The following is a 21,620-nucleotide window of genomic DNA, read 5'->3' on the forward strand; positions in this document are numbered from 1 at the left end:
GGGTATAGTGGCGGTTGGCGATATACCCCCAGGGGTACTGGTGGGTAGCGCAACGAAACGGAGGATTCAGTGGTCGGCGATCAGCACAGCATCACGGCGGTGCTCAACCGCCTGCGCCGCGCTCAGGGACAACTCGCCGGGGTGATCTCGATGATCGAGCAGGGCCGCGATTGCAAGGACGTCGTCACCCAGCTCGCCGCGGTGTCGCGAGCCCTCGACCGCGCCGGGTTCAAGATCGTGGCAACCGGCTTGAAGGACTGTGTCGCGGGTACCACCGCCGACGGCGCGGCACCCATGAGCGAAGCCGAGCTGGAGAAGCTGTTCCTGGCGCTCGCCTGAGGCGCGTGTGGGCAGCTTCCGGACAGGAAAGGAAAGTCGAATGGACATCGCGATCTCAACACCGCTGCGGGCCTCTTTCGAAGATGCGGTCGGACGGACTCGTGAGGCGCTCGCGGAGCAGGGATTTGGCGTACTGACCGAAATCGACATGAAGGCCACGCTGAAAGCCAAACTCGGCGAGGACATGGAGAACTACCTGATCCTCGGCGCCTGCAACCCGCCGCTGGCGCATCGGGCAGTGGAGGCGAATCGCCAGATCGGCCTACTGCTGCCGTGCAACGTCGTCGTCCGCGCGGACCCTGATGATGCGGACACCGTGCTCGTCGAAGCGATGAACCCAGGGCTGCTGGTGGAGGTTACCGGCGAGCCGGAGCTGCGTCCTGTCGCCGAAGAGGTTACGGGCAGGCTGCAAGCGGCAATCGACTCGTTGAAACACGATCAGCCGGTCAGCTGATAGGCTCACGCGAATTATCTTCTGCGCCCGCGTGTTTGGCATCTGATCGATCTCAACACGATCACAACCGCGTATCGATGTAGGCGCCGGTCTGGCACAACCACGTCGATCCACAAATCATGGCACAGGGCACCTTTGAAGGATCGGGTCGCGAGTTGCGGGGACTCGCAAGGGATCCTGGCTCCACTGAGTGGTGGATTTCGGCAAGGCGTCAACAGGAGGTATCCGCAGCATGATGGCGAACTGGGTCCCGGCCCAGACTACGTGTGGCCCGAACTCCGGTCGCATTCTCGATACCGCGCGGGGCATTCTCATCGGACTCCGGCGGTGCCGCTCGGACGCGGCTTTCGACGAATTGCACAGCGCGGCACTGCGTCACCGGGTGCCGGTGTTTGCAATGGCCTGGGCGCTGGTCCACCTGGCCGGTGATGGCGAGAAGACGACCAGCTTCACCGATGCGCAGTCCGCGGCGCGTCGCGAGTGGGGGCCGCTGTTCACCGAGTCCGCTGCGGTGATGAGTTGAGTGGCGAAGAGGAACTTGGCACGGCCGGGGTCCCGGGGGGTACCGCGGCCGTTGCCAACTCTCATCGAGCGAGTCAAAAGCCCTCGGAGCGTGATGTTTTCCCGCTGCGGCTGCACTGGCCCACTCGATCGCGGCGCACCAGGCACTACCGTAAGAGCGGTATACGTCCCGCCGTCACCGACGATCGCGTGGTGAATTTTCGTCGGTGACGCCTGCCGGTCGGCGTCTTGACGTCGTCAACGCGTCCAGGCCGGCGCGCCGGCCGCGGTGCGCAAAGCGTCGACAATGCGTTGCTCCTTCTCGAGGAAACGCTCGGTGGGTGCCGGCACAGATATTGCGACCACAATGTCACCCATCGTCCGTCGTGCGATCGCGGCCGCGGAAATGCCCGGGGTGTGTTCCCCGCGATCGAAAGCGATTCCGGTGCCGCGGATCTCGCTGATCTCGCGGCGCAACCCTTCGGCGACTACCGGGTCAAACCGGGCGATGAGGCTCTCGGCGTCGGCGTCGTCGAGCGCGGCGAGGGCCGCCTTTCCGTTCGCGGTGACATCTAACGGGAATCGCAGGCCGACGGCCGAAACGGCCCGCAGGCGGTGTGACGATTCGATCTGGTCCACGAACCACATCCGCTGGCCACGCAGTATCGACAGGTCGACGGTCTCGCCGTCGGTGGCGCGCGAAACCCGCTCTATGGTCGGACGGAAGATCGCCGCGACGCGGTCACCGGCGGCGCTGCCGAACCCCAGCACGCGATCGCCCAGCGCGAAACGGCCATGCGAATCCACACTGGCCAGACCGACTTCGACAAGGCCCACCAGTAACCGGCGGGCGGTCGACTTGGCCAGCCCGAGCCGCTCACTGAGGTCGACGAGGCGCAGGCGTCCGGGCTCCGCGGCGATCTCATCCAGCGCTGCGGCGGCGCGACGCAGGACCTGGATGCCCTCGTCGCGATTCGTCTGAGATTTCTGTTCCATGCGCGGCACCACCCCACTATAGTGTTCCGCATTACGGATCGTAAAGAACCGTATTGTGGATCAAAGGAGCTCCCGATGAGTGCGCTACCTGGAGGTCGGCACTATTTCCGCGGCGACGACGGGTATGAAACCGCTCGCCGCGGCACCGTGTGGAACCAACGTGTTCCCGAGCGCTACCCGGAAGTGATCGTCGTGGCCGCGGGCGTCGACGATGTCGTCGGCGCGCTGCGCTACGCCCGGGCCAACGGCCTCAAGGTCAGCATCCGGTCGGGCGGACACAGCTGGGCAGCCAACCATCTCCGTGACGGCTCCTTGCTGCTCGACATGAAAGGCGTCGACCACGCGACGATCGACGCCGATAAGGCCACCGCCGTCGTCGGCCCGGGGAAGGGTGGCAGTGTGCTCATGGGCGAGCTGGAGGCTCAGAATCTGTTCTTTCCCGCCGGCCACTGTAAGGGTGTCTGTGTCGGGGGCTATCTGCTTCAGGGCGGCTACGGCTGGAACAGCCGCGTCTGGGGTTTGGCGTGTGAGAGCGTGATCGGACTCGACGTGGTCACCGCGGCCGGCGAACTGATTCACTGCGACGCGGAGAACCATCCGGATCTGTACTGGGCCGCGCGCGGGGCAGGACCCGGCTTCTTCGGAGTGGTTACCTCCTTTCATCTCAAGCTCTTCCCGCGTCCGGCCGCTTGCGGTACGAGCGTGTACGTCTACCCGATCGAGCTGGCAGACGACATCTATACCTGGGCCCGTAACGTCAGCGCCGAGGTCGACCGACGCGTCGAAATGCAAATAGTCGCAAGCAAAAGCGTCCCGAGCATGAACCTGGACGGCCCGGCCATCACGTTCGCCTCCCCGGCGTTCGCCGATTCCGAAAAGGAAGCGGAGGAGGCGCTGGCGATCTTTGGCACCGTCCCCGTTGTCGACAAAGCGCTCGTCAAAATTCCTTACCTCCCAACCGATATGCCCACCTGGTACGACGCCGTGATGAGCAACTACCTGTCCGACCATCGCTATGCCGCGGACAACATGTGGACATCGGCCTCCGCCGAAGACCTGCTGCCCGGCATTCGCAACATCATCGACACGATCCCGGACCATCCGTCGCACTTCCTGTGGCTGAACTGGGGGCCGTCACCGCAGCGCCCGGACATGGCCTACAGCATCGAAGACGAGGTGTATCTGGCGCTCTACGGCGCCTGGAAGAACGAATCCGACGACGGGAAGTACGGCGACTGGGCACGATCCAACATGGCGGCGATGTCGCACTTGGCCACCGGAATTCAGCTCGCCGACGAAAACCTGGGTCAGCGACCGGCCCGATTCGCCAGTGACGAGGCCATGGTTCGCCTGGACAGGGTGCGCGCCGCCTATGACCCCGACGGTTTGTTCAACAGCTGGATGGGGCGAGTCTGATGAACGGCGAACTCTACCTCGGCTATCGCGACGGCGACGCCCAGACGCCGTTCGGCAAGTTCTTCAAGCCCGAGATGGCAACGCTGCCATCACATGTCGTCGAGGCGTTACATCACGGTCCGCAGGCCGGGCCCGCGCTGCTGGCGTTCGAATCCGCGGCGAGCCTCGCCGACGAGGGGTACCAGCAGACGGAGAACGGCTACGGCGTGCTCGACGACGGGAGCATGCAGGTGTCCGTGCGCACCGACATGCCCGGTGTCGCGCCCGCGATGTGGGCGTGGTGGTTCGGCTGGCACGGCAGCGACACCCGTCGATACAAACTCTGGCATCCGCGCGCGCACCTGTCGGCTCGATGGAAAGACGGGGACGATGCGGGCCGTACGGGCGCGCAGCGCTACATCGGGCGTTGGTCGATGATCAGCGAGTACATCGGTTCGGCAAGGCTGAATGCCGCAATTCAATTCGTCACGCCGGCCACCGTGGGCCTGCCCGCCGATAACGACGATGCGGTGGCGATCTGCGCGCGGCTGGGCTCGGGCGACGCCCCGGTGGACGCGGGCTGGTTCGTCCATCAGGTCCGGTCGACCCAGGGCGGCGCCGAAATGCGGTCACGGTTCTGGATGGGTGGGCCGCACATCGCGGTGCGCAACGCTCCCGGCGTGGCGTCGCGGGCCGTTCGTCCCCTCGCGGCGCGGGTGCTCGGCAACTCGGAGTCGTACGCCCGCAATCTTCTGGTGCACTGCGCCCAGGAGATGAATCACCTGGCGGGTTTCCTACCCGAGCTGTTCGACTCGTTCGGCGACGATTGACCGGGCTCAGGCGAATGCCGGCGGTTATTCGGCGGGCGGCAATTCGCGCGGGCCGTCGGGCGCACGGAGTCGACGGGGTCCGCTTCGCTCCACCAACTCCCGCCCGTGGTCGCGCTGCGCGAGTGACAAACCCTCCGCGTCGCCGCCGGGCAGCGGCCGCGACGAGTGCGGCTGATGACGACGTACCTCATCATGCGCGTGGCGTTCGCGCGACGATTGAATGCCGTGTCGGGACGGCTCGTCGGCCGGCTGCCGGTCGACGGGGTCCGAACTCTCGGAGTCGACCGTGATTTTGCGAGTCCGCTTGAGCGAGAACGTGATCTCCTCGACCTCTTCGAACACCTGACGGGCGGTACGCAGCGGCTGGGTGGTGTTGTCGATCACCCGCGCAACGAACGGCGGCACCAGCGGGCGAATCCAGCGCGCCGCGGCCTTCGTCGCGTCCGGAATCGAGGGGATCAACGGTGTGGCTCGTTCGTCGTGGGCGTCGACCTCGCCGCTTGCCTCGATCTCCGCCGGCAGGCTCTCGACGTCCTCCGCGCGGTGATCCTGTGCGCCGGTGGGCAATTGGGCGAGCGCTCGGCTGGCCGCCTCCGCTTCCGCGGCGATCGGCAGATACATGTCTTCCTCCCTTGGCTCGAACGTACGCTGCGCCGACGCGCGCCGCGGTGCCTCGAGAGCTTCCGCGACCCGGCGACGTTGCTGCTCGCGGTCGATTTCGGCCTGGGCCTCGACAGCGAGGCGGGCCTGGGTGAGTTGGTGCTCGGCCCAGAGGATTTCGGCCTCGCGGCGAACCTCGGCCCGCTTGACCGCAATCGCGGTATCCGCCTCGAGTTCGGCGCGTTCACGCTCCGCTCGCGCCGAGGCATGCCGATCCTGAGTCGTCTCGCCACGCCAGAGCCGCAGGATCAGCGGCAGCAGGTAGATCAGCACAAAGAACGCGATCGTCAGCAGCCGCAGCATCAGTGCCCCGGTGCTGGCGAAAGTGAGGTCGTTCATCGCGACCCAGCGTGCGCCGAGCCCGCGACCGGCGTCCGCGACCACGCTTTGGCGCGCCTGCGTCAGCGCCTGCTCCTCGCGGGAGACTTTGGCGTCCAGCTCCGGGGCCTGGCGGTCGCGAGCCGCCAAAGCGGTGTCCAGCTCATGCTGCGCATCGGCGAGAAGCTGGTTGGCGGTTCGTGTTTCGGGCCCGGCACCGGGGACTCCGGTGATTCGCGTCTGCGGGCACGCCGGCGTGGGATTGAATTCGCAGCGCGCGACCACCAAGGCCTGATCCTGATGCAGGCGGGCCTGTTCGACCGCGTTGTCGAGCGCGGTGCGCGCATCCCGTGTCTGTCGCAGCGATGCCGACGCTTGCGCGACGGAGGGCGACGAGTCCGCGCCGCGTAGGGCCCGCTCGTCGAGGCGATGCTCGATCGATGCGGCGAACACCACCAGCGCGGCGAGTTCGCCGACGACCACGCCGACCGCCATCGCGACCGCCGCGCGTCCGGCAATGCCTGGTCGACCACGGTCGGGACCTGTGGCGGTGCCCCGCGTCACCGCCCCTACCAGCAGGCCGAAGACGAGGGTCAGCGGCACGATGGCAAGCACCGGCCAGCGCGCCGACTCCGAAACGGCCAAGGTCGCCACCAGCCAGGCCAGCGCGGACCCGAACAGGACGACGGCGCCGGCGACGGCATGGGTGGACCGCTCGTGACGTTCGCCGAGTTCGCGCCAGTGTCCGCCGCCAAGCCAGGTGAACAGTGCCGCGATCGCGGACGTGGCCGAGCGCGACTCGGTAGCTTCGTGGGCGCTCATAAGACTGAAAAACACCTCCAAGTCCTCCAGGGTCCCAGGCCGCCGGCCGACACACCGAATCGAAGCGACCGGGTGTGGTGTTGTTCACAACGGGATCAGGGCATCCGGTGCGAAATTCCTGCGACGCGAGCAGATCAGCGGCCGTTTCGGCAGGTGACATGAGACGGTATAGGCCTATGCAGAACCACGATTATGTCACCTACGAAGAGTTCGGCCGCCGGTTCTTCGAGGTCGCCGTGACCCCCGAGCGAGTCGCGAACGCGTTTGCCGACATCGCGGGCAGTGAGTTCGCGATGGAGCCGATTGCGCAGGGCCCCGGCGGCATTGCCAAGGTCAGCGCCAACGTAAAGATCCGCGACCCGCGAGTCACGCGCCGCCTGGGTGACAGCATCACGTTCGTCATACACATTCCGCTCTCGATCGACCTCCTGCTCGACCTACGGCTGGACAAGCAGCGGTTTGTGGTCTCCGGAGACATCGCGTTGCGCGCCACGGCACGAGCCGCCGAGCCGCTGCTGCTGATCGTCGACGTCGCGAAACCGCGGCCGTCCGATATCACCGTCAACGTGTCGTCCAAATCTTTTCGCGGCGAGATATTGCGCATCCTTGCCGGCGTTGACGGTGAGATCCGGCGCTTCATCGCGCTATACGTCGCCGAAGAAATCGACAAGCCTCAGTCGCAAGCCGCACAAGTCATCGACGTCGCCCACCAGCTGAACGAGTCCTGGCCCTAGCGTTTACCGGCCGACGAGCGATTCGCGTTCGGCTTGTCGTATCCGCCTGCGGTCCATGGCAAGCCAGTCCAGACCGGCGCCCAGGGCCAGCAGCCCTACGATTGCCGCGTCGATGCCGGCGTTGGCGTGGCCCAACGCAAAATTGACCACGCAGACCACCAACGCAAGCACCGCGGCCGCAACCGCGACGCGCCCGGTGGTGCGGCCATGGCCGAAAAGATCGCGCGAGACGTGCCTCATCAGCCCTCCTCCGCTGTTTGACGCTGGCCCGGACAGCTCCTTTTACGAGCTACCCGAAAAACCTTCCCGCCAAACGACTTCGGAACGCCGGCGCCGTTGTGCCCTTAGAGCGTCTGGTGACGCCCGAAATATTTGTGGTCTTCGCTGTAGCCGCCATAGCCACTACCGATATCGGAGTAGTCGGCGACGAACTCGATGCCTTTGATCCACTTCACCAGCTTGAAGCCGTGCTGCAACTCGTTGCGCAGCCGCAGCGGTTTGCCGTGCATGTAGGGGAGAGGTTGGTCGTTCATGTTGTAGGCCAGCATCGTCATGTGGTGATCCATCTGGCCGATGTGATGGGCGTTGTAGTAGATGCCGCCGGTGGCGCCGAGGCCCATCGAATAGAACACCACCCATTTGGCCTCGGGCAGCGGTTTGACGATGTCCATGATGGTCCGCATCTGCACGCCGCCCCACTTGGCCACGCCGGACCAGGCCTGGATGCAGAAATGCTGGCTGATCTGGTCGTGATAGGGCAGTGCCTTCAAGTCGTCGAGCGAGAACTCCATCGGGTGCTCGACCAGGCCGTAAACCTTCAGCCGCCAATCACGAAAGTCGTTCTGCTCCAACTCTTTGTACTCAACGGTCTCGGGCAGGCGGCCATTGCGCCAGTGGTGCGGCGAGATGTCTTCTTCGGTGAAAGCACCGGGCTTGGGGTCGAGCTGCTCCAGCATCCGCTGGAACGGGCCGACGAGCGCGTAACCGACCCGCTGGACGACGCGTGGGTGCTTGATGGTGAACGGGGTGGCCCACACCCAGGCGACGGCGGTCACCACCATCGCCGCGGCGAAGATCCAGAAACCCATCCAGCTGTTGTCGTCGCGGGCGGCGAACATGTGGTTGAGGTTTTTCAGCGCGCTGGTCGCGAACACCAGCGTCACGTGCACGACGATGAAGAAGAGGAAATACACCAGCACCAGGAAGTGCAGCGACCGCGCGTGCTGAATGCTCAATCGCTTGCTGAGCCAGTGCACGCGTTGCGACAGCGCGGGTGACATGCCCAGCCCCGTGATCAGCGCGGCCGGGGCGGCGATGAAAACGGTGGTGAAGTACGCCAACACCTGCAGGCCGTTGTAGGCGACCCACCCGTTGTCGGCCGGCCAGTGCTCCACCGACAGGTACTGAATCGCGACCGACGCCGCGTTGGGGAAGACGTCCCAGCTGGTCGGCACGATGTGGCGCCACTGCCCGGTGGTGAACAGCAGCACGTAGAAGACCGCGCCGTTGAGCAACCACAGCACGTCGATTCCGAGGTGCCACCAGCGGGCCAACCCGATCGAGTGGCGGAAACCGGGCAGCCCGAACTGCGGTGGTAACGCGACCGTGTCGGCGTTGGCGGTCCACAGCTCGTCGTCGGGTACCGGCGGGCCCACTCGCAGCCACTCGTCCTTGCCGGGGGTGGCGTTGCGGCTGAAATAGAGCCGCGGATGGTCACAGAGAATCTGGATGCCGGTCCGGATGATGAACATCATCATGAACAGGTTGAAGAAGTGGGTCCAGCCAAGCCACGCGGGCACGCCGGGCGCCTTGGCCGGGATGTCGGCGCCGGGGTAGCGCTGGATGAACGCGTGCACCGCCGGCATGTTGTACAGCCCCTTGCCGATCGCGACCGCCGCGACCAGCGCGGCGAAGCCGATGGGGATCAGCCACATGAGGTTGAACCACTTGTCGCGGCCGACGCGCAGCTTTGGAGCGGTGGCCCGCCGGGTGAGGTCGAACCCGCCCCCGTAAGCCTCGACGTCGATCGTGTCTTCGGCGGTATGAATCTCGTTGCGGTAGTCCGGAATTGACGTCAGCGGCGTGCCCACCGCCAGTGTCGATACAGAGCCGTCGTGTGCTGCCCGATGATCGGTATTCGTCACGCGGCAGAAATTACCCCAAAGCGCTTGTACTAATTGGCCTCGATCGGGACGAAACAACCCGCCCGCCCCTTGCGGCCGTCGGCAATAGTTGCTCAGGGGCAAAATCCGCCGCGGCATGGGTCCACGATCTCCGCAACTGCCGGATAATAGCCCAAATTTCGCCGCAAACGCGGTTTCTTGGGGTGCCCTGTGAGTTTGGGCAGAGTCTTCTGGCAGGCGCCGCTAGGCCGAGTCGTGCGGCAGCAATCGGCGCACCGGCCGGGTTTCGATGGCGTTGATCGTCAACGCCCTGCGGCCGATGCGCCAGCCCGCGTCGGTCAACTCGTAGTCGTCGTCGTAGCGCAGGTGCCAGACGACGTCGATGACCTCGTCGGGGCGTTGCGTCCAGTGATGCGCGATGCAGGCGATGCGTCCCCGCGCGCGGTCGGGGTAGGCGAGCTCGTCGTATACCTCGCCGATGATCGCGTGCTCGGTACGCGCGACCGCACCGACCGCGCCGACGGCCGCCGCGATCGCCTGGGGACCCCGATGCGAATGTATCGGCTCCAGCGCGGACGGCGGATCCGGCACCGCTAGCTCGCCGTCGGTGGTGAAAAGTCCAGCGACAGCGTCGAATTGACGATCGTCTACGCCGGCGGCGTACCGGTGCACCAAGTCGCTGAGGCCGGCCCGGTCGTCCGCTGAAAGGGTCATGACGGGATCAGGGACAGCCGTTGCGCGCAGGCGGACAGGATGTCTTGGGCCTCTTCGATATTGGAGGTCGGCGGCATCGACAGCACGATCCGATCGGCGCCCTGATCGATCAGGCTGCCGGCGCGGTCGGCGTCGATCTTGGTGACAGCGTGACCCAGCGACACTTCGAGGCCCGCCGGATCACGGCCCGCCGACGACGCTTCCTCGCGCATCAGCGCGATCAGCGCCGCCAGCTTCGGTCCTGTCACGCCGAGCGGCTGAAAGCCGTCCCCGAAACGTCCGGCGCGCCGCGCGGCCGCGCGGCTGTGCCCCCCGATGTGAATCGGGAGCCGTTCGCCGGCAACGGGTTTGGGGTAGCACATGGCATCATCGAAGCCGAAGAACTCGCCGTGATAGGACGCGCCGCCGGGCTGGTCGGCCCACAGCGCGCGTAACACGGCCAACTGCTCGTCGGCCCGTCGGCCCCGGCTGTCGAAATCCGCGCCGCATGCCTCGACCTCTTCCCTGAGCCAGCCGACGCCGACGCACAGCCGCAGCCTGCCACCCGAGAGCGCGTCGACGGTCGCGGCGCGTTTGGCAAGCACCACCGGATGGTGGTTGGGCAGCACCAAAACCCCGGTGGCCAACCCCAGCCGGCTGGTGTGGCCGGCGAGAAACGCCAATAGATCGAGGGGATCCGGAATGGGACAGTCGGCCGCCAGCCCGACCCGGCCGGAATTGTCGTAGGGATACACGCTGTCGTACCGGGTGACCAGGACCGTGTGCTCCACAACGACGATCGATTCGAACCCGCACCGCTCCAGGTGGCTCGCGAAGGCCGCCATCCAACCGGGATCCGCGGTGACGCCGTCGGCGACCGGGGCGACGACGGAAACCTTCATGGCACCCGAAGCTAACAGGTGGTCCTCGTCAGACGGCGGGAGGCGCGACAGATGCGCGAACGGCCTCGGCCAGCGTCGCCGCCCGGCGATCCGTGAACACGTCCTCGAGCATCACCGGCCGGCCGCTCGGGCCGGTCAGCGGAACGCGCCAGTTCGGGTATTCGTCGGTGGTGCCGGGCTGATTCTGCGTCCTGCGGTCCCCGACGGCGTCGGTCAGCGCCACCCCCAAAAGACGCGACGGCGTGCGGCCCAGGTATCGGTGCAGCGCGAGGACGATCTGTTCGGGATCTGCCTTGTCGGGCCCGTCTTCGCTCAGCAGCCCAACCCGGCGCAGTTCGGCCAGCCAGGCCGCCAGTTCGGCGCGGTCGGACTCCAGCTCGGCCTCGACGGGCCGGGTCAGCAATCCCAGAGATTCCCGCAGCCGCACATGATCGCCGGCCAGATAGCCGGCGGTGGGTGGCAGGTCGTGGGTGGTGACCGACGACAGGCAGTATTCGCGCCAGCGCTCGGCCGGCAGGGGCCCGGCATTCCCGTCGCGATCCAATTCGAACCAGAGGATCGAGGTGCCCAGCAGGCCGCGGAGTAGTAGGTAGTCGCGCACCCACGGTTCGACCGTGCCGAGGTCCTCGCCGACGACGAGGGCGCCGGCCCGGTGCGCTTCCAGCGCGACGATGCCGATCATCGCCTCGTGGTCGTAGCGCACGTAGGTGCCCTCGGTGGGCCGCGCGCCGTCGGGAATCCACCACAGCCGAAACAATCCGATGATGTGGTCGATGCGCACGCCGCCGGCATGGCGCAGCACCGAGGAGATCAGCGCGCGAAACGGCCGGTACTCCTGCTCTTCCAGCCGGTCGGGCCGCCACGGCGGCTGCGACCAGTCCTGGCCGAGCTGATTGAACTCGTCCGGCGGCGCTCCCGCGGTCACGCCGAGCGCCATCACGTCCTGCAGGGCCCAGGCGTCGGCACCGTTGGGGTGCACGCCGACGGCCAGGTCGTGCATGACGCCGATCGCCATGCCGGCCCGCCGCGCCTGCGATTGCGCCATGGCGAGCTGCTCGTCGAGCTGCCACTGCATCCAGCGGTGGAAATCGACTGTGTCCGAATGCTTTTCGACGAATCGGGCGACCCCGGCTCCGGTGGGATGCCGCAGGAAGCCCGGCCAGTGATGCCAGTCGCCGCCATACTTCTCGGCCAGCGCACACCAGGTGGCGAAGTCGTCGAGCGCGCGGCCCTCACGGTCCCGGAATGCCGCGTAGGCCAGCTCACGACCCGCCGATCGGGGTGCCCGATGCAGTAGCTTGAGCGCCGACCGCTTGGCCAGCCAGGCGCTGTCGCGGTCGATGGCGTCGACCTCGGCGGCCCGTTGCTGGACTTCCGAACGCAACCGCCGCACCCGGCCGCGCTTGGTCAGTTCGGAGTATTCGGGGATGGCCTCGACGCGAAGGTAGAGCGGGTTGAAGAAGCGGCGCGACGTGGGCAGGTACGGCGACGGCTCCATCGGGATCGTCGGAGTGGCCGCGTGCAGCGGATTGACCAGAACATAGTCGGCGCCGTGGCGGGATGCGGACCACACCGCGAGGTCGGTCAGATCGGTCAGGTCGCCGACGCCCCACGAGTGTCGGGACCGCACGCTGTAGAGCTGAGCGGCGAGCCCCCACGCGCGGCGGGCGCCGAGCTGCTCCGGCAGCCCCAACCAGTCCGGCGTCATGATGAGCGCCGCGCTGGTCTCGGAGTCACCGGAACGCAAATGCACCCGGTGGTAGCCCAGCGGCAGGTCGGCCGGCAAGACGAAGCTGGCCTCCCCGACCCAGCGGCCATCCAGATCGAACGGGGGAGAGAAGTTGTCCACCTGCTGGATCCCGCCGTGCACCGTGCCGTCCTCGAGCCGCAACCACACCTCCGCGGGATGACCGTGCGTCACGTGCGCCCAAAACCGCGTCGGTGCGCCGGTGCGCCCGACGATGGTCGCCGGCAGCCGACGTTCCCAATACGCGCGAAGTTGCGCCGTCATGGCAGCGTTGCGCTCCTGCTCGGTGCCCGCCGCCACACCGAGGGCCGCGAGCACCGCCACCAGCGTGCTCTCGCTGACCTGCACCCCCCGGCCCGTCCAGTCCTCGTAGGCGGTCGCGATGCCGAACCGCCTGGCAAGTTCGACCAGCGAGGGTGCGAGCTCAGTCATGCCGCCCATCTTGCGTCCATGACCCGACCGGCAGCGACTCGGCTCGGTGTCGCCTTGCTTTGCCGGCGACCGATCCACCCACTGTTCGCTCGCACGTCAGCAAGCGTTCAACCAAACGCCTCGTCAACAGGACGAAGCCGCAAATTGCCGCTACCATTCCTAAGACACCAAGAAATCCGGCCGGGGGGTCAGCGGGGCTGGGTTCAGGGATATAGCAATACGTAAAAGCGAACGCGAACCGCGCCACATGGCGATGTGTTTGCGGGTGCCTTACGGTTATCGGGTAGTTCGCGCGCCGGACGAGGTCCAGGCGTTCTAGCAGACCGGATGGTGAAAATAACGTGGCGGAGGAAAGTCGCGGACAGCGTGGGTCGGGATACGGCCTCGGGTTGTCGACCCGGACCCAGGTAACCGGCTACCAGTTCCTGGCCCGGCGGACGGCAATGGCGCTGACCCGTTGGCGGGTCCGGATGGAGATCGAGCCGGGGCGCCGGCAGAACCTGGCCGTCGTCGCGTCCATTTCCGCGGCGCTCGTGATCTGCCTGGGAGCGTTGCTGTGGTCGTTCATCAGCCCGTCGGGCCAGATCAACGAGTCGCCGATCATCGCGGACCGCGACTCGGGCGCGCTGTACGTCCGCGTCGGTGACAAGTTGTATCCGGCGCTGAATCTGGCGTCGGCGCGCCTGATCACGGGGCGCCCGGACAACCCGCACCTGGTTCGCTCAAGCCAGATCGCCAAGCTTCCGCGCGGCCCGATGGTCGGCATCCCCGGTGCGCCGTCCACCTTCGGGCCCACCAGCCCCTCCTCGTCGTCATGGCTGGTCTGCGACACCATCGCCTCGACCGGAGCCGGGTCGCCGTCGGGGGTGACCGTGACGGTGATCGACGGCACCCCGGACCTCGGCGGCCACCGCCGGGTGCTGAACGGATCGGACGCGGTGGTGCTGAGCTACGGCGGCGACGCATGGGTCATCCGGGACGGGCGCCGGTCGCGTGTTGACGGCGCGAACCGGGCGGTGCTGCTGCCGCTCGGAATGACGCCCGAGCAAGTCAGCATGGCGAAGCCGATGAGCCGCGCCCTGTTCGACGCGTTGCCGGTGGGGCCCGAACTGACCGTGCCCGAAATCCAGAACGCGGGCGCGGCGGCGACGTTCCCGGGAGCTCCCGGCCCGGTGGGAACCGTGCTGGTCACCCCGCAAATTAGTGGGCCGCAACAGTATTCGCTGGTGCTGGCCGACGGCGTCCAGACGCTGCCACCGTTGGTGGCCCAGATTCTGCAGAATGCCGGCGGCCCGGCCAACGCCAAGCCCGTGACCGTCGAACCCGCGGCCCTGGCCAAAATGCCGGTCGTCAACAAGCTGGACCTCTCGTCCTATCCGGACAACCCGTTGAACGTGATGGACATCCGGGAGAACCCGGCGACCTGCTGGTGGTGGGAGAAGACGTCCGGAGAGAACCGGGCTCGCGTTCAGGTCATCTCCGGGCCGACCATTCCGGTCGCCCAGGGCAACACCAACCGGGTGGTGTCGCTGGTGAAGGCCGACACGAGCGGTCGCGAGGCCGACCAGGTCTACTTCGGACCCAACTTCGCGAACTTCGTGGCCGTCACCGGTAACGACCCCGGCGCCAAGACGACCGAATCCCTGTGGTGGCTCACCGATGCGGGCGCCCGGTTCGGAGTGGACGACACCCGTGATGTCCGCGAGGCGTTGGGGTTGCAAACGAAGCCGAGTCAGGCCCCGTGGGTGGCGCTGCGCCTGCTGCCGCAGGGACCGACGCTGTCGCGAGCGGATGCGTTGGTCCAGCACGACACCCTTCCGATGGATATGTCCCCTGCAGAGTTGGCGGTACCGAAGTGAAACGTGGTTTTGCCCGGCCCACACCGGAAAAGCCTCCGGTAATCAAGCCGGAAAACATCGTCCTACCAACGCCATTGAGCGTTCCTCCACCGGAGGGCAAACCGACGTGGCTGATCGTGGTGGGCGTTCTCGTCGTCGGCCTGCTGATCGGCATGGTGGCGATGGTCTTCGCCAGCGGCTCGCGCGTATTCGGCGGCGCCGGAGCGATTTTCCCGATCTTCATGATCGGTGGTGTCGCGATGATGATGTTCGGTGGCCGGTTCGGCGGCCAGCAGCAGATGAGCCGGCCGAAGCTGGACTCGATGCGCGCCCAGTTCATGTTGATGCTGGACATGCTGCGCGACACCGCCCACGAGTCGGCCGACAGCATGGACGCCAACTACCGGTGGTTCCACCCCGCACCCGACACGCTGGCGGCCGCGGTGGGGTCGCCGCGGATGTGGGAACGCAAGCCCGACGGCAAGGACCTCAACTTCGGTGTCGTCCGAGTCGGCGTGGGCATGACGCGTCCCGAGGTGACGTGGGGTGAACCCCAGAACATGCCGACCGACATCGAGCTGGAGCCGGTGACCGGTAAGGCGCTACAGGAGTTCGGGCGCTATCAAAGCGTCGTCTACAACCTGCCCAAGATGATTTCCCTGCTGGTCGAGCCGTGGTACTCCCTGGTCGGCGACCGCGAGCAGGTACTGGCGCTGATGCGGGCGATTGTGTGCCAGCTGGCGTTCTCACACGGCCCCGACCACGTGCAGATGGTCGTGGTGACTTCCGACCTGGAGGAGTGGGACTGGGTCAAGTGGCTGCCGCACTTCGGCGACCCGCGGCGCCAGGACGCGGCGGGCAATGCGCGGATGGTGTACGCGTCGGTGCGTGAGTTCGCCGCCGAGCAAGCCGAATTGTTCGCCGGCCGTGGCTCGTTCACGCCCCGGCACGCAAGTTCGTCGGCGCAGACCCCCACGCCCCACACGGTCATCATCGCGGACGCCGTTGATCCCCAGTGGGAGTACGTGATCAGTGCCGAGGGTGTCGACGGTGTGACGTTCTTTGACCTGACCGGGTCGTCGATGTGGTCATCCGTGCCCGAGCGCACGCTGCGATTCGACGAGAAGGGCGTGATCGAGGCGCTGCCCCGCGACCGCGACACCTGGATGGTGATCGACGAGAAGCCCTGGTTCTTCGCACTGACCGACCAGCTCAGCGCCGCGGAGGCCGAGGAATTCGCGCAAAAGCTGGCGCGCTGGCGCATCGCCGAGGCGTACGAGGAGATCGGCCAGCGGGTGGCCCACATCGGCGCCCGGGACATCTTGTCCTACTACGGAATTGACGACCCGGCCGACATCGACTTCGACGCGCTGTGGGGTAGCCGCACCGACACCATGGGCCGGTCGAGGTTGCGCGCGCCGTTCGGCAACCGCTCCGACAACGGCGAGCTGCTGTTCTTGGACATGAAGTCGCTCGACGAGGGCGGCGACGGGCCGCACGGCGTCATGTCCGGGACAACAGGTTCGGGTAAGTCGACGCTGGTGCGAACCGTGATCGAGTCGCTGATGCTCAGCCACCCGCCCGAGGAGCTGCAGTTCGTTCTGGCCGACCTCAAGGGTGGGTCCGCGGTCAAGCCCTTCGCGGGGGTGCCGCACGTCTCGCGGATCATCACCGACCTCGAAGAAGACCAGGCGCTGATGGAGCGCTTCCTGGACGCGCTGTGGGGCGAGATCGCCCGCCGCAAGGCGGTGTGCGACAACGCCGGCGTCGACGACGCCAAGGAGTACAACAGCGTGCGGTCCAGGATGCGCGCCCGCGGCCAGGACATGCCGCCGTTGCCGATGCTCGTGGTCGTCATCGACGAGTTCTACGAGTGGTTCCGCATCATGCCGACCGCCGTCGACGTCCTCGACTCGATCGGCCGGCAGGGCCGCGCGTATTGGATCCACCTGATGATGGCGTCGCAGACCATCGAGAGCCGGGCCGAAAAGCTCATGGAGAACATGGGATATCGCTTGGTGCTGAAGGCCCGCACCGCGGGTGCGGCGCAGGCGGCCGGTGTGCCCAATGCGGTGAACCTCCCGGCCCAAGCGGGTCTCGGTTACTTCCGTAAGAGCCTCGAGGACATCATCCGGTTCCAGGCCGAGTTCCTGTGGAGGGACTACTACCCGCGCGGGATCGACCTCGACGGCGACGAGACGCCGCAGCTGGTCCACAGCATCGATTACGTACGCCCGCAATTGTTTACGAACTCGTTCACCCCGCTCGAGGTGAGCGTCGGCGGGCCGGACGTCGACACGGTGGCCGCCGAGTCGAATGGCGAGGCGCTCGAGGTCGAGTCCCTCGAGAGCGAGGACGACGAAGAGGGGATCAGGACACCGAAGGTCGGCACGGTGATCATCGATCAGCTCCGCAAGATCGATTTCGAGCCGTACCGGTTGTGGCAACCGCCGCTGACCCAGCCCGTCGCCATCGACGAGTTGGTCAACCGCTTCCTTGGCCGCCAGTGGCAACACGACTACGGCACCGCCAGGGATCTGGTGTTCCCGATCGGGATCATCGACCGCCCGTTCAAGCATGACCAGCCACCGTGGACGGTCGACACCTCCGGGCCGGGCGCCAACGTGCTGATTCTGGGCGCCGGCGGCTCGGGCAAGACCACCGCATTGCAGACACTGATCTGCTCGGCCGCGCTGACCCACACCCCGGAGCAGGTTCAGTTTTACTGCCTGGCCTACAGCAGCACCGCGCTGACGACCGTCGCCCGGCTGCCCCACGTCGGTGAGGTGGCCGGCCCAACGGATCCCTACGGTGTCCGCCGAACGGTGGCCGAACTGCTGGCGCTGGTGCGGGAGCGCAAGCGCAGCTTCCTCGAATACGGGATTGCGTCGATGGAGGTGTTCCGGAGGCGCAAGTTCGGTGGCGAGGCCGGCCCGGTGCCCAACGACGGGTTCGGCGACGTCTACCTCGTGATCGACAACTACCGGGCCCTGGCCGAGGAAAACGAGGTGCTGATCGAGCAGGTGAACATGATCATCAACCAGGGGCCCTCTTTCGGGGTCCATGTGGTGGTCACCGCCGATCGGGAATCGGAGCTGCGCCCGCCGGTCCGGAGCGGTTTCGGTTCCCGGGTCGAGTTGCGACTGGCCGCGGTGGAAGACGCCAAGCTGGTGCGGTCGCGGTTCGCCAAGGACGTTCCGGTCAAGCCGGGGCGCGGCATGGTCGCGGTCAACTACGTCCGACTCGACAGCGACCCGCAGGCGGGTCTGCACACGTTGGTGGCGCGGCCCGCGCTGGCCAACACGGCCAGCAACGTCTTCGAGTCCGACAGCATCGTCGACGCCGTCAGCCGCGTCGCGAGCGGCCAGGCGACGCCGGTCCGCCGGCTGCCCGCCCGGTTCGGCGTGGAGCAGGTGCGCGAGCTGGCCGCCCGGGATACCCGCCAAGGCGTGGGTGCGGGCGGAATCGCCTGGGCCATATCGGAATTGGACCTGGCGCCGGTCTATCTGAATTTCGCCGAGAATGCCCACCTGATGGTGACGGGCCGTCGCGAATGTGGTCGAACCACGACGCTGGCCACCATCATGTCCGAGATCGGCCGTTTGTACGCGCCGGGCGCCACCAGCGCCCCGACACCTCCGCCGGACCGGCCGTCGGCCCAGGTGTGGCTGGTCGACCCACGCCGTCAGCTGCTGACCGTGCTGGGCTCCGAGTACGTCGAGAAATTTGCCTACAACCTCGACGGCGTGCAGGCCATGATGGGTGAGCTCTCCGCGGTGCTGGCCAGTCGCCAACCGCCCCCAGGGCTGTCCGCGGAAGAGTTGTTGTCGCGGTCATGGTGGAGCGGGCCGGAGATCTTCCTGATCGTCGATGACATCCAGCAGCTTCCCCCGGGCTTCGACTCGCCGCTGCATCAGGCCGCGCCCTGGGTGACCAGGGCGGCCGACGTCGGCTTGCACGTCCTCGTGACGCGGACGTTCGGCGGCTGGTCGTCGGCCGGCAGCGACCCGATCCTGCGGGCACTGCACCAGGCGAACGCACCATTGCTGGTGATGGATGCCGACCCCGACGAGGGCTTCATCCGCGGCAAGATGAAGGGTGGCCCGCTGCCCCGGGGCCGAGGCCTGCTGATGGCGGAGGACACCGGCGTGTTCGTTCAGGTGGCGGCGACCGAACTGCGTAAGTAGGTCAGTCCCAGCGCAGGGGTAATGACTTGAGCGCGAAGGACTTTGACGGGAACTTGATTTCCGGGGCGTAGTCCGTCGGCACCTCGAAGTCGGGGATCTGCCGAAGCCATTCGCCGACGATCACCGTCAGCTCGATCCGTGCCAGATGGGAACCCAGGCAGCGGTGCGGTCCACCGCCAAATCCCCAGTGACGGTGCACTTTTCCGTCCATGACCAGGTCATCGGTGGACCAGGCGTCGCTGCCGTCGCGGTTGACCGCGGCCATGCACAACCGGACCTGAGAGCCCGGCGGCAGCGTCATGCCGCCGACGTCGACGAACTCGGTGACGATCCTGGGCGCCACCGGCGCCGGCGGCTGCAGTCGAATGATCTCTTCGATGAAAACCCTTATTTGCTTGGGATTGCCGCGAAGCTCGGCGCGCAACTGCGGCCTGCGCGCCAGCTCGAACAGAGAAAAGCCGATGATCGCCGTCACCGTGTCCAAACCCGCCAGGATCAACAGGTGGCTCATGCCCAGCAGCTCGAGATCGGTGAAATCGCCCGGTCCGGTCATCACCCGCGACAGCATGTCCGGGCCCGGCTCCTCGCGGCGCTGTTGGACCGCCGCGCTGAGATACTCGAGCAGCTCCAGCTCTCCTGCCTGGATCTCGGCGATGGTGACGTTTTCCTTGTCGCCGATGATGGCGTCTTTCCATGCGATAAGTCGGTCACGGTCCTCCAGCGGCAGGCCGTAGAGGTCGAGGAAGGCCTGAAACGGGTAGAGCCTGGCGAAATCCGCCATGACCTCGCACTCGCCCCGGCCGGCGAGCTCCCCGATCATCTCGGCCGCGTGCCGCTGCAGCACCGGCTGAGACTTGCTGAGCGCGGCCGGGCTGAAATACGGCTGCAGGATTTTGCGGTAGCGGGTGTGCTGCGGCGGGTCGAACGCCAGCGGGAGCACCGGCAACGGATCCGAGGGCGGTTGCAGGATCGTTGACGAAAAGACCTTGGGATTGCGCAGCGCTGCAAGCACATCCTCGCGTCGCGTCAGGTAGTAGTAGCCATTCATGAACACCACGGGCCCGGCGTCGCGCAGCGTCTTCCATCCGACCCCGCGGTCTTCGGCCATCGGCAACGTGTGATAGTCGAGGCGCGGTAGGTAGAACGTGCCTGGCTGCCAATCGCCAAGGGTGCTCATGCGCTCCGATCTCCGCTTGTCTTTTCCGGTTTTGGTTTCCGAGTCACCGATGCGGCCGGCCAATACCGGCAAGCAATCTTCTAGACTCTAGCGACCGCCTGATCTACCCGCCGATTTGTCAAGTCCGATCCGCTGCACACGTCGTGCCGTCGGGGGAGGAAGCCGTGAGGGTTCGTCTCGAAAAGTCGAAATGCGTGGGCCACGCGCAGTGCTACGCCGTCGACCCAGACCTGTTCCCCATCGATGAGTCGGGCTATTCGATCCTCGAGGAGCACGAGGTAGCGCCCGGGGATGCGCAGTTGACTCGCGACGGTGTGGCTTCGTGTCCGGAAATGGCGCTGATCCTCGACGAGGATTGACGGCCGAAAAGCAAACTGCGGGTGAACACCCGGTTGTCGCAAATGAACAGAAGCTGGCCTGGAATGAATAGTGGCTGGCGGGTAATCAAAACGTCGCGCAGTTGGTCGAGCGCGCCTGCCATCACCGGCTAATGTCTTGTGCGAGCGGCAGTTCGGGCAAAAGTGAGCTGTCGCTCGGTTGCTGACAGTGGGGGTGAACTAGGCGGAATGCGCATGTTCTTCCTGGCCGGACACCCGGCCGTTCGGTTTGCCGAGTCGAAAGACCCCCGTCAGTGGCTCGCCTAGGGTCAGCGCGGTCCCTGAGGTGGCAATTGGCGACAACGCCCGTCGACCAAATCGCCACCCTGCCCACAGATTGTCTGACGGCTGCGATCGCAAGCGCGATCACAGCCAACTGAGGAGGACACGGTGTTGGACTTCGCGGCGTTACCGCCCGAAATCAATTCCGGTCTGATGTATGCGGGTCCGGGGTCGGGGCCGATGTTGGCGGCGGCTGCTGCATGGGATGAGTTGGCCGCGGAGTTGGCCACCGCGGCCAGTGGCTATGGGTCGGTGGTTTCGGAGTTGACCAGCGCCCCGTGGGTGGGTCCGGCCTCGAGGTCGATGCTGGCCGCGGTCAGTCCCTATGTGGCCTGGCTCTCGACGGTGGCCGGGCAAGTCGAGCAGACCGCCAACCAGGCCCGCGCGGCCGCGGGAGCCTACGAGACCGCGTTTGTGGGCACGGTGCCCCCGCCGGTGATCGCGGCCAACCGGGTGTTGTTGATGACGCTGATCGCGACCAACTTCTTTGGCCAAAACACCCCGGCCATCATGGCCACCGAAGCCCAGTACATGGAGATGTGGGCCCAAGACGCCGCCACCATGTATGCCTATTCGGCCTCCGCGGCGCTGGCCTCCGCGCTCGAGCCGTTTGACACCCCGCCCAATACCACCACGCCTGAGGCCCCCGCCGAACAAGCCCTGGCAGTCGCTCAGGCCCAGGCCACCCCGGCGGGCAACTCCGCCCAAAACGTCGCCGCGGTCACCCCGCAACTGGCCGCGGCCAGCATCGACCTCGAGGCCGGACCCACCCACGGGGCGCTGGTCAACTCCGAAACCACCGACCCATAGCCA

Annotated in this window: 17 protein-coding genes and 1 pseudogene; 10 read left to right on the forward strand and 8 right to left on the reverse strand. The window is 66.5% G+C overall.

Annotated features, from left to right (window positions below; translation table 11 throughout):
* The first annotated feature begins 69 nt into the window (after positions 1–69).
* The 3 genes from A5745_RS16730 (at position 70) to A5745_RS16740 (ending at position 1,316) form a co-directional block, all read left to right on the forward strand.
* The gene (locus tag A5745_RS16730; RefSeq protein WP_076059929.1) at positions 70–339 is read left to right on the forward strand and encodes a metal-sensitive transcriptional regulator; all 270 of its coding nucleotides are present in this window, start codon (positions 70–72) and stop codon (positions 337–339) included.
* A gap of 40 nt (positions 340–379) precedes the next feature.
* Entirely contained in the window at positions 380–793 is a 414-nt protein-coding gene (locus A5745_RS16735) for a DUF302 domain-containing protein (RefSeq protein ID WP_076059931.1), read from the forward strand.
* A gap of 232 nt (positions 794–1,025) precedes the next feature.
* Entirely contained in the window at positions 1,026–1,316 is a 291-nt protein-coding gene (locus A5745_RS16740) for an ANTAR domain-containing protein (protein ID WP_076059932.1), read from the forward strand.
* Between the two features lie 236 nt (positions 1,317–1,552).
* Here A5745_RS16740 and A5745_RS16745 read toward each other — a convergent pair whose 3' ends face one another.
* The gene (locus tag A5745_RS16745; RefSeq protein WP_076117487.1) at positions 1,553–2,299 is read right to left on the reverse strand and encodes an IclR family transcriptional regulator; all 747 of its coding nucleotides are present in this window, start codon (positions 2,297–2,299) and stop codon (positions 1,553–1,555) included.
* Positions 2,300–2,365: 66 nt separating this feature from the next.
* On the opposite strand from A5745_RS16745, the gene A5745_RS16750 reads away from it, so the two are divergent.
* The gene (locus A5745_RS16750; protein ID WP_076117447.1) at positions 2,366–3,706 is read left to right on the forward strand and encodes an FAD-binding oxidoreductase; all 1,341 of its coding nucleotides are present in this window, start codon (positions 2,366–2,368) and stop codon (positions 3,704–3,706) included.
* Complete coding sequence (locus A5745_RS16755; RefSeq protein WP_076117449.1) at positions 3,706–4,515, forward strand: DAPG hydrolase family protein; 810 nt, start codon at positions 3,706–3,708, stop codon at positions 4,513–4,515. The genes A5745_RS16750 and A5745_RS16755 overlap by 1 nt, the downstream gene beginning before the upstream one ends.
* 24 nt (positions 4,516–4,539) lie before the next feature.
* Here A5745_RS16755 and A5745_RS16760 read toward each other — a convergent pair whose 3' ends face one another.
* Entirely contained in the window at positions 4,540–6,315 is a 1,776-nt protein-coding gene (locus A5745_RS16760; RefSeq protein ID WP_076117451.1) for a DUF4407 domain-containing protein, read from the reverse strand.
* A gap of 176 nt (positions 6,316–6,491) precedes the next feature.
* On the opposite strand from A5745_RS16760, the gene A5745_RS16765 reads away from it, so the two are divergent.
* Positions 6,492–7,049 carry a hypothetical protein gene (locus A5745_RS16765; protein WP_076117453.1) on the forward strand — a complete coding sequence of 186 codons (558 nt, stop codon included), beginning with the start codon at positions 6,492–6,494 and terminating at the stop codon, positions 7,047–7,049.
* 3 nt (positions 7,050–7,052) lie between these two features.
* Here the strand turns inward: A5745_RS16765 and A5745_RS16770 are convergent, their stop codons facing one another.
* The 5 genes from A5745_RS16770 to malQ form a co-directional block, all read right to left on the reverse strand.
* The gene (locus A5745_RS16770; protein ID WP_076059940.1) at positions 7,053–7,289 is read right to left on the reverse strand and encodes a hypothetical protein; all 237 of its coding nucleotides are present in this window, start codon (positions 7,287–7,289) and stop codon (positions 7,053–7,055) included.
* A gap of 104 nt (positions 7,290–7,393) precedes the next feature.
* Positions 7,394–9,139, reverse strand: coding sequence for a molybdopterin-dependent oxidoreductase (locus A5745_RS16775; protein ID WP_076059942.1), 1,746 nt, complete (start codon positions 9,137–9,139; stop codon positions 7,394–7,396).
* A gap of 276 nt (positions 9,140–9,415) precedes the next feature.
* On the reverse strand, positions 9,416–9,886 hold the full coding sequence (locus tag A5745_RS16780; protein ID WP_076117455.1) for a nuclear transport factor 2 family protein: 471 nt from the start codon (positions 9,884–9,886) through the stop codon (positions 9,416–9,418).
* Entirely contained in the window at positions 9,883–10,767 is an 885-nt protein-coding gene (locus A5745_RS16785) for an LLM class F420-dependent oxidoreductase (protein ID WP_076117457.1), read from the reverse strand. The genes A5745_RS16780 and A5745_RS16785 overlap by 4 nt, the downstream gene beginning before the upstream one ends.
* Before the next feature lie 28 nt (positions 10,768–10,795).
* The gene (gene malQ, locus A5745_RS16790) at positions 10,796–12,946 is read right to left on the reverse strand and encodes a 4-alpha-glucanotransferase (protein WP_076117490.1); all 2,151 of its coding nucleotides are present in this window, start codon (positions 12,944–12,946) and stop codon (positions 10,796–10,798) included.
* 341 nt (positions 12,947–13,287) lie between these two features.
* On the opposite strand from malQ, the gene eccB reads away from it, so the two are divergent.
* Both eccB and eccCa read left to right on the forward strand, forming a co-directional pair.
* The gene (gene eccB / locus A5745_RS16795) at positions 13,288–14,805 is read left to right on the forward strand and encodes a type VII secretion protein EccB (protein WP_076059948.1); all 1,518 of its coding nucleotides are present in this window, start codon (positions 13,288–13,290) and stop codon (positions 14,803–14,805) included.
* Positions 14,802–18,971 carry a type VII secretion protein EccCa gene (gene eccCa / locus A5745_RS16800; RefSeq protein ID WP_076117459.1) on the forward strand — a complete coding sequence of 1,390 codons (4,170 nt, stop codon included), beginning with the start codon at positions 14,802–14,804 and terminating at the stop codon, positions 18,969–18,971. Before eccB ends, eccCa begins: the two co-directional genes overlap by 4 nt.
* A gap of 1 nt (position 18,972) precedes the next feature.
* On the opposite strand, the gene A5745_RS16805 is transcribed toward eccCa, so the two are convergent.
* Positions 18,973–20,148 (reverse strand): cytochrome P450, encoded by a 1,176-nt coding sequence (locus A5745_RS16805; RefSeq protein WP_076117493.1) that lies wholly within the window; start codon positions 20,146–20,148, stop codon positions 18,973–18,975.
* 164 nt (positions 20,149–20,312) lie between these two features.
* Here A5745_RS16805 and A5745_RS16810 point away from each other — a divergent pair, with 164 nt between their 5' ends.
* Both A5745_RS16810 and A5745_RS16815 read left to right on the forward strand, forming a co-directional pair.
* The gene (locus A5745_RS16810; RefSeq protein WP_076059952.1) at positions 20,313–20,507 is read left to right on the forward strand and encodes a ferredoxin; all 195 of its coding nucleotides are present in this window, start codon (positions 20,313–20,315) and stop codon (positions 20,505–20,507) included.
* 408 nt (positions 20,508–20,915) lie between these two features.
* Positions 20,916–21,608, forward strand: a pseudogene (locus A5745_RS16815) (PPE family protein); the annotation flags it as partial.
* Positions 21,609–21,620: the final 12 nt, after the last annotated feature.

It is taken from the genome of Mycobacterium sp. IS-2888 (assembly GCF_001954215.1).
Classification (GTDB): domain Bacteria; phylum Actinomycetota; class Actinomycetes; order Mycobacteriales; family Mycobacteriaceae; genus Mycobacterium.

Excerpts from the sequence above, each read along its gene's own strand:
- A5745_RS16735 (WP_076059931.1), top strand. The coding sequence starts at position 380 with ATGGACATCGCGATCTCAACACCGCTGCGGGCCTCTTTCGAAGATGCG.
- A5745_RS16740 (WP_076059932.1), top strand. The coding sequence starts at position 1,026 with ATGATGGCGAACTGGGTCCCGGCCCAGACTACGTGTGGCCCGAACTCC.
- A5745_RS16750 (WP_076117447.1), top strand. The coding sequence starts at position 2,366 with ATGAGTGCGCTACCTGGAGGTCGGCACTATTTCCGCGGCGACGACGGG.
- A5745_RS16755 (WP_076117449.1), top strand. The coding sequence starts at position 3,706 with ATGAACGGCGAACTCTACCTCGGCTATCGCGACGGCGACGCCCAGACG.
- A5745_RS16760 (WP_076117451.1), bottom strand. The coding sequence starts at position 6,315 with ATGAGCGCCCACGAAGCTACCGAGTCGCGCTCGGCCACGTCCGCGATC.
- A5745_RS16765 (WP_076117453.1), top strand. The coding sequence starts at position 6,492 with ATGCAGAACCACGATTATGTCACCTACGAAGAGTTCGGCCGCCGGTTC.
- A5745_RS16770 (WP_076059940.1), bottom strand. The coding sequence starts at position 7,289 with ATGAGGCACGTCTCGCGCGATCTTTTCGGCCATGGCCGCACCACCGGG.
- A5745_RS16780 (WP_076117455.1), bottom strand. The coding sequence starts at position 9,886 with ATGACCCTTTCAGCGGACGACCGGGCCGGCCTCAGCGACTTGGTGCAC.
- A5745_RS16785 (WP_076117457.1), bottom strand. The coding sequence starts at position 10,767 with ATGAAGGTTTCCGTCGTCGCCCCGGTCGCCGACGGCGTCACCGCGGAT.
- malQ (WP_076117490.1), bottom strand. The coding sequence starts at position 12,946 with ATGACTGAGCTCGCACCCTCGCTGGTCGAACTTGCCAGGCGGTTCGGC.
- A5745_RS16805 (WP_076117493.1), bottom strand. The coding sequence starts at position 20,148 with ATGAGCACCCTTGGCGATTGGCAGCCAGGCACGTTCTACCTACCGCGC.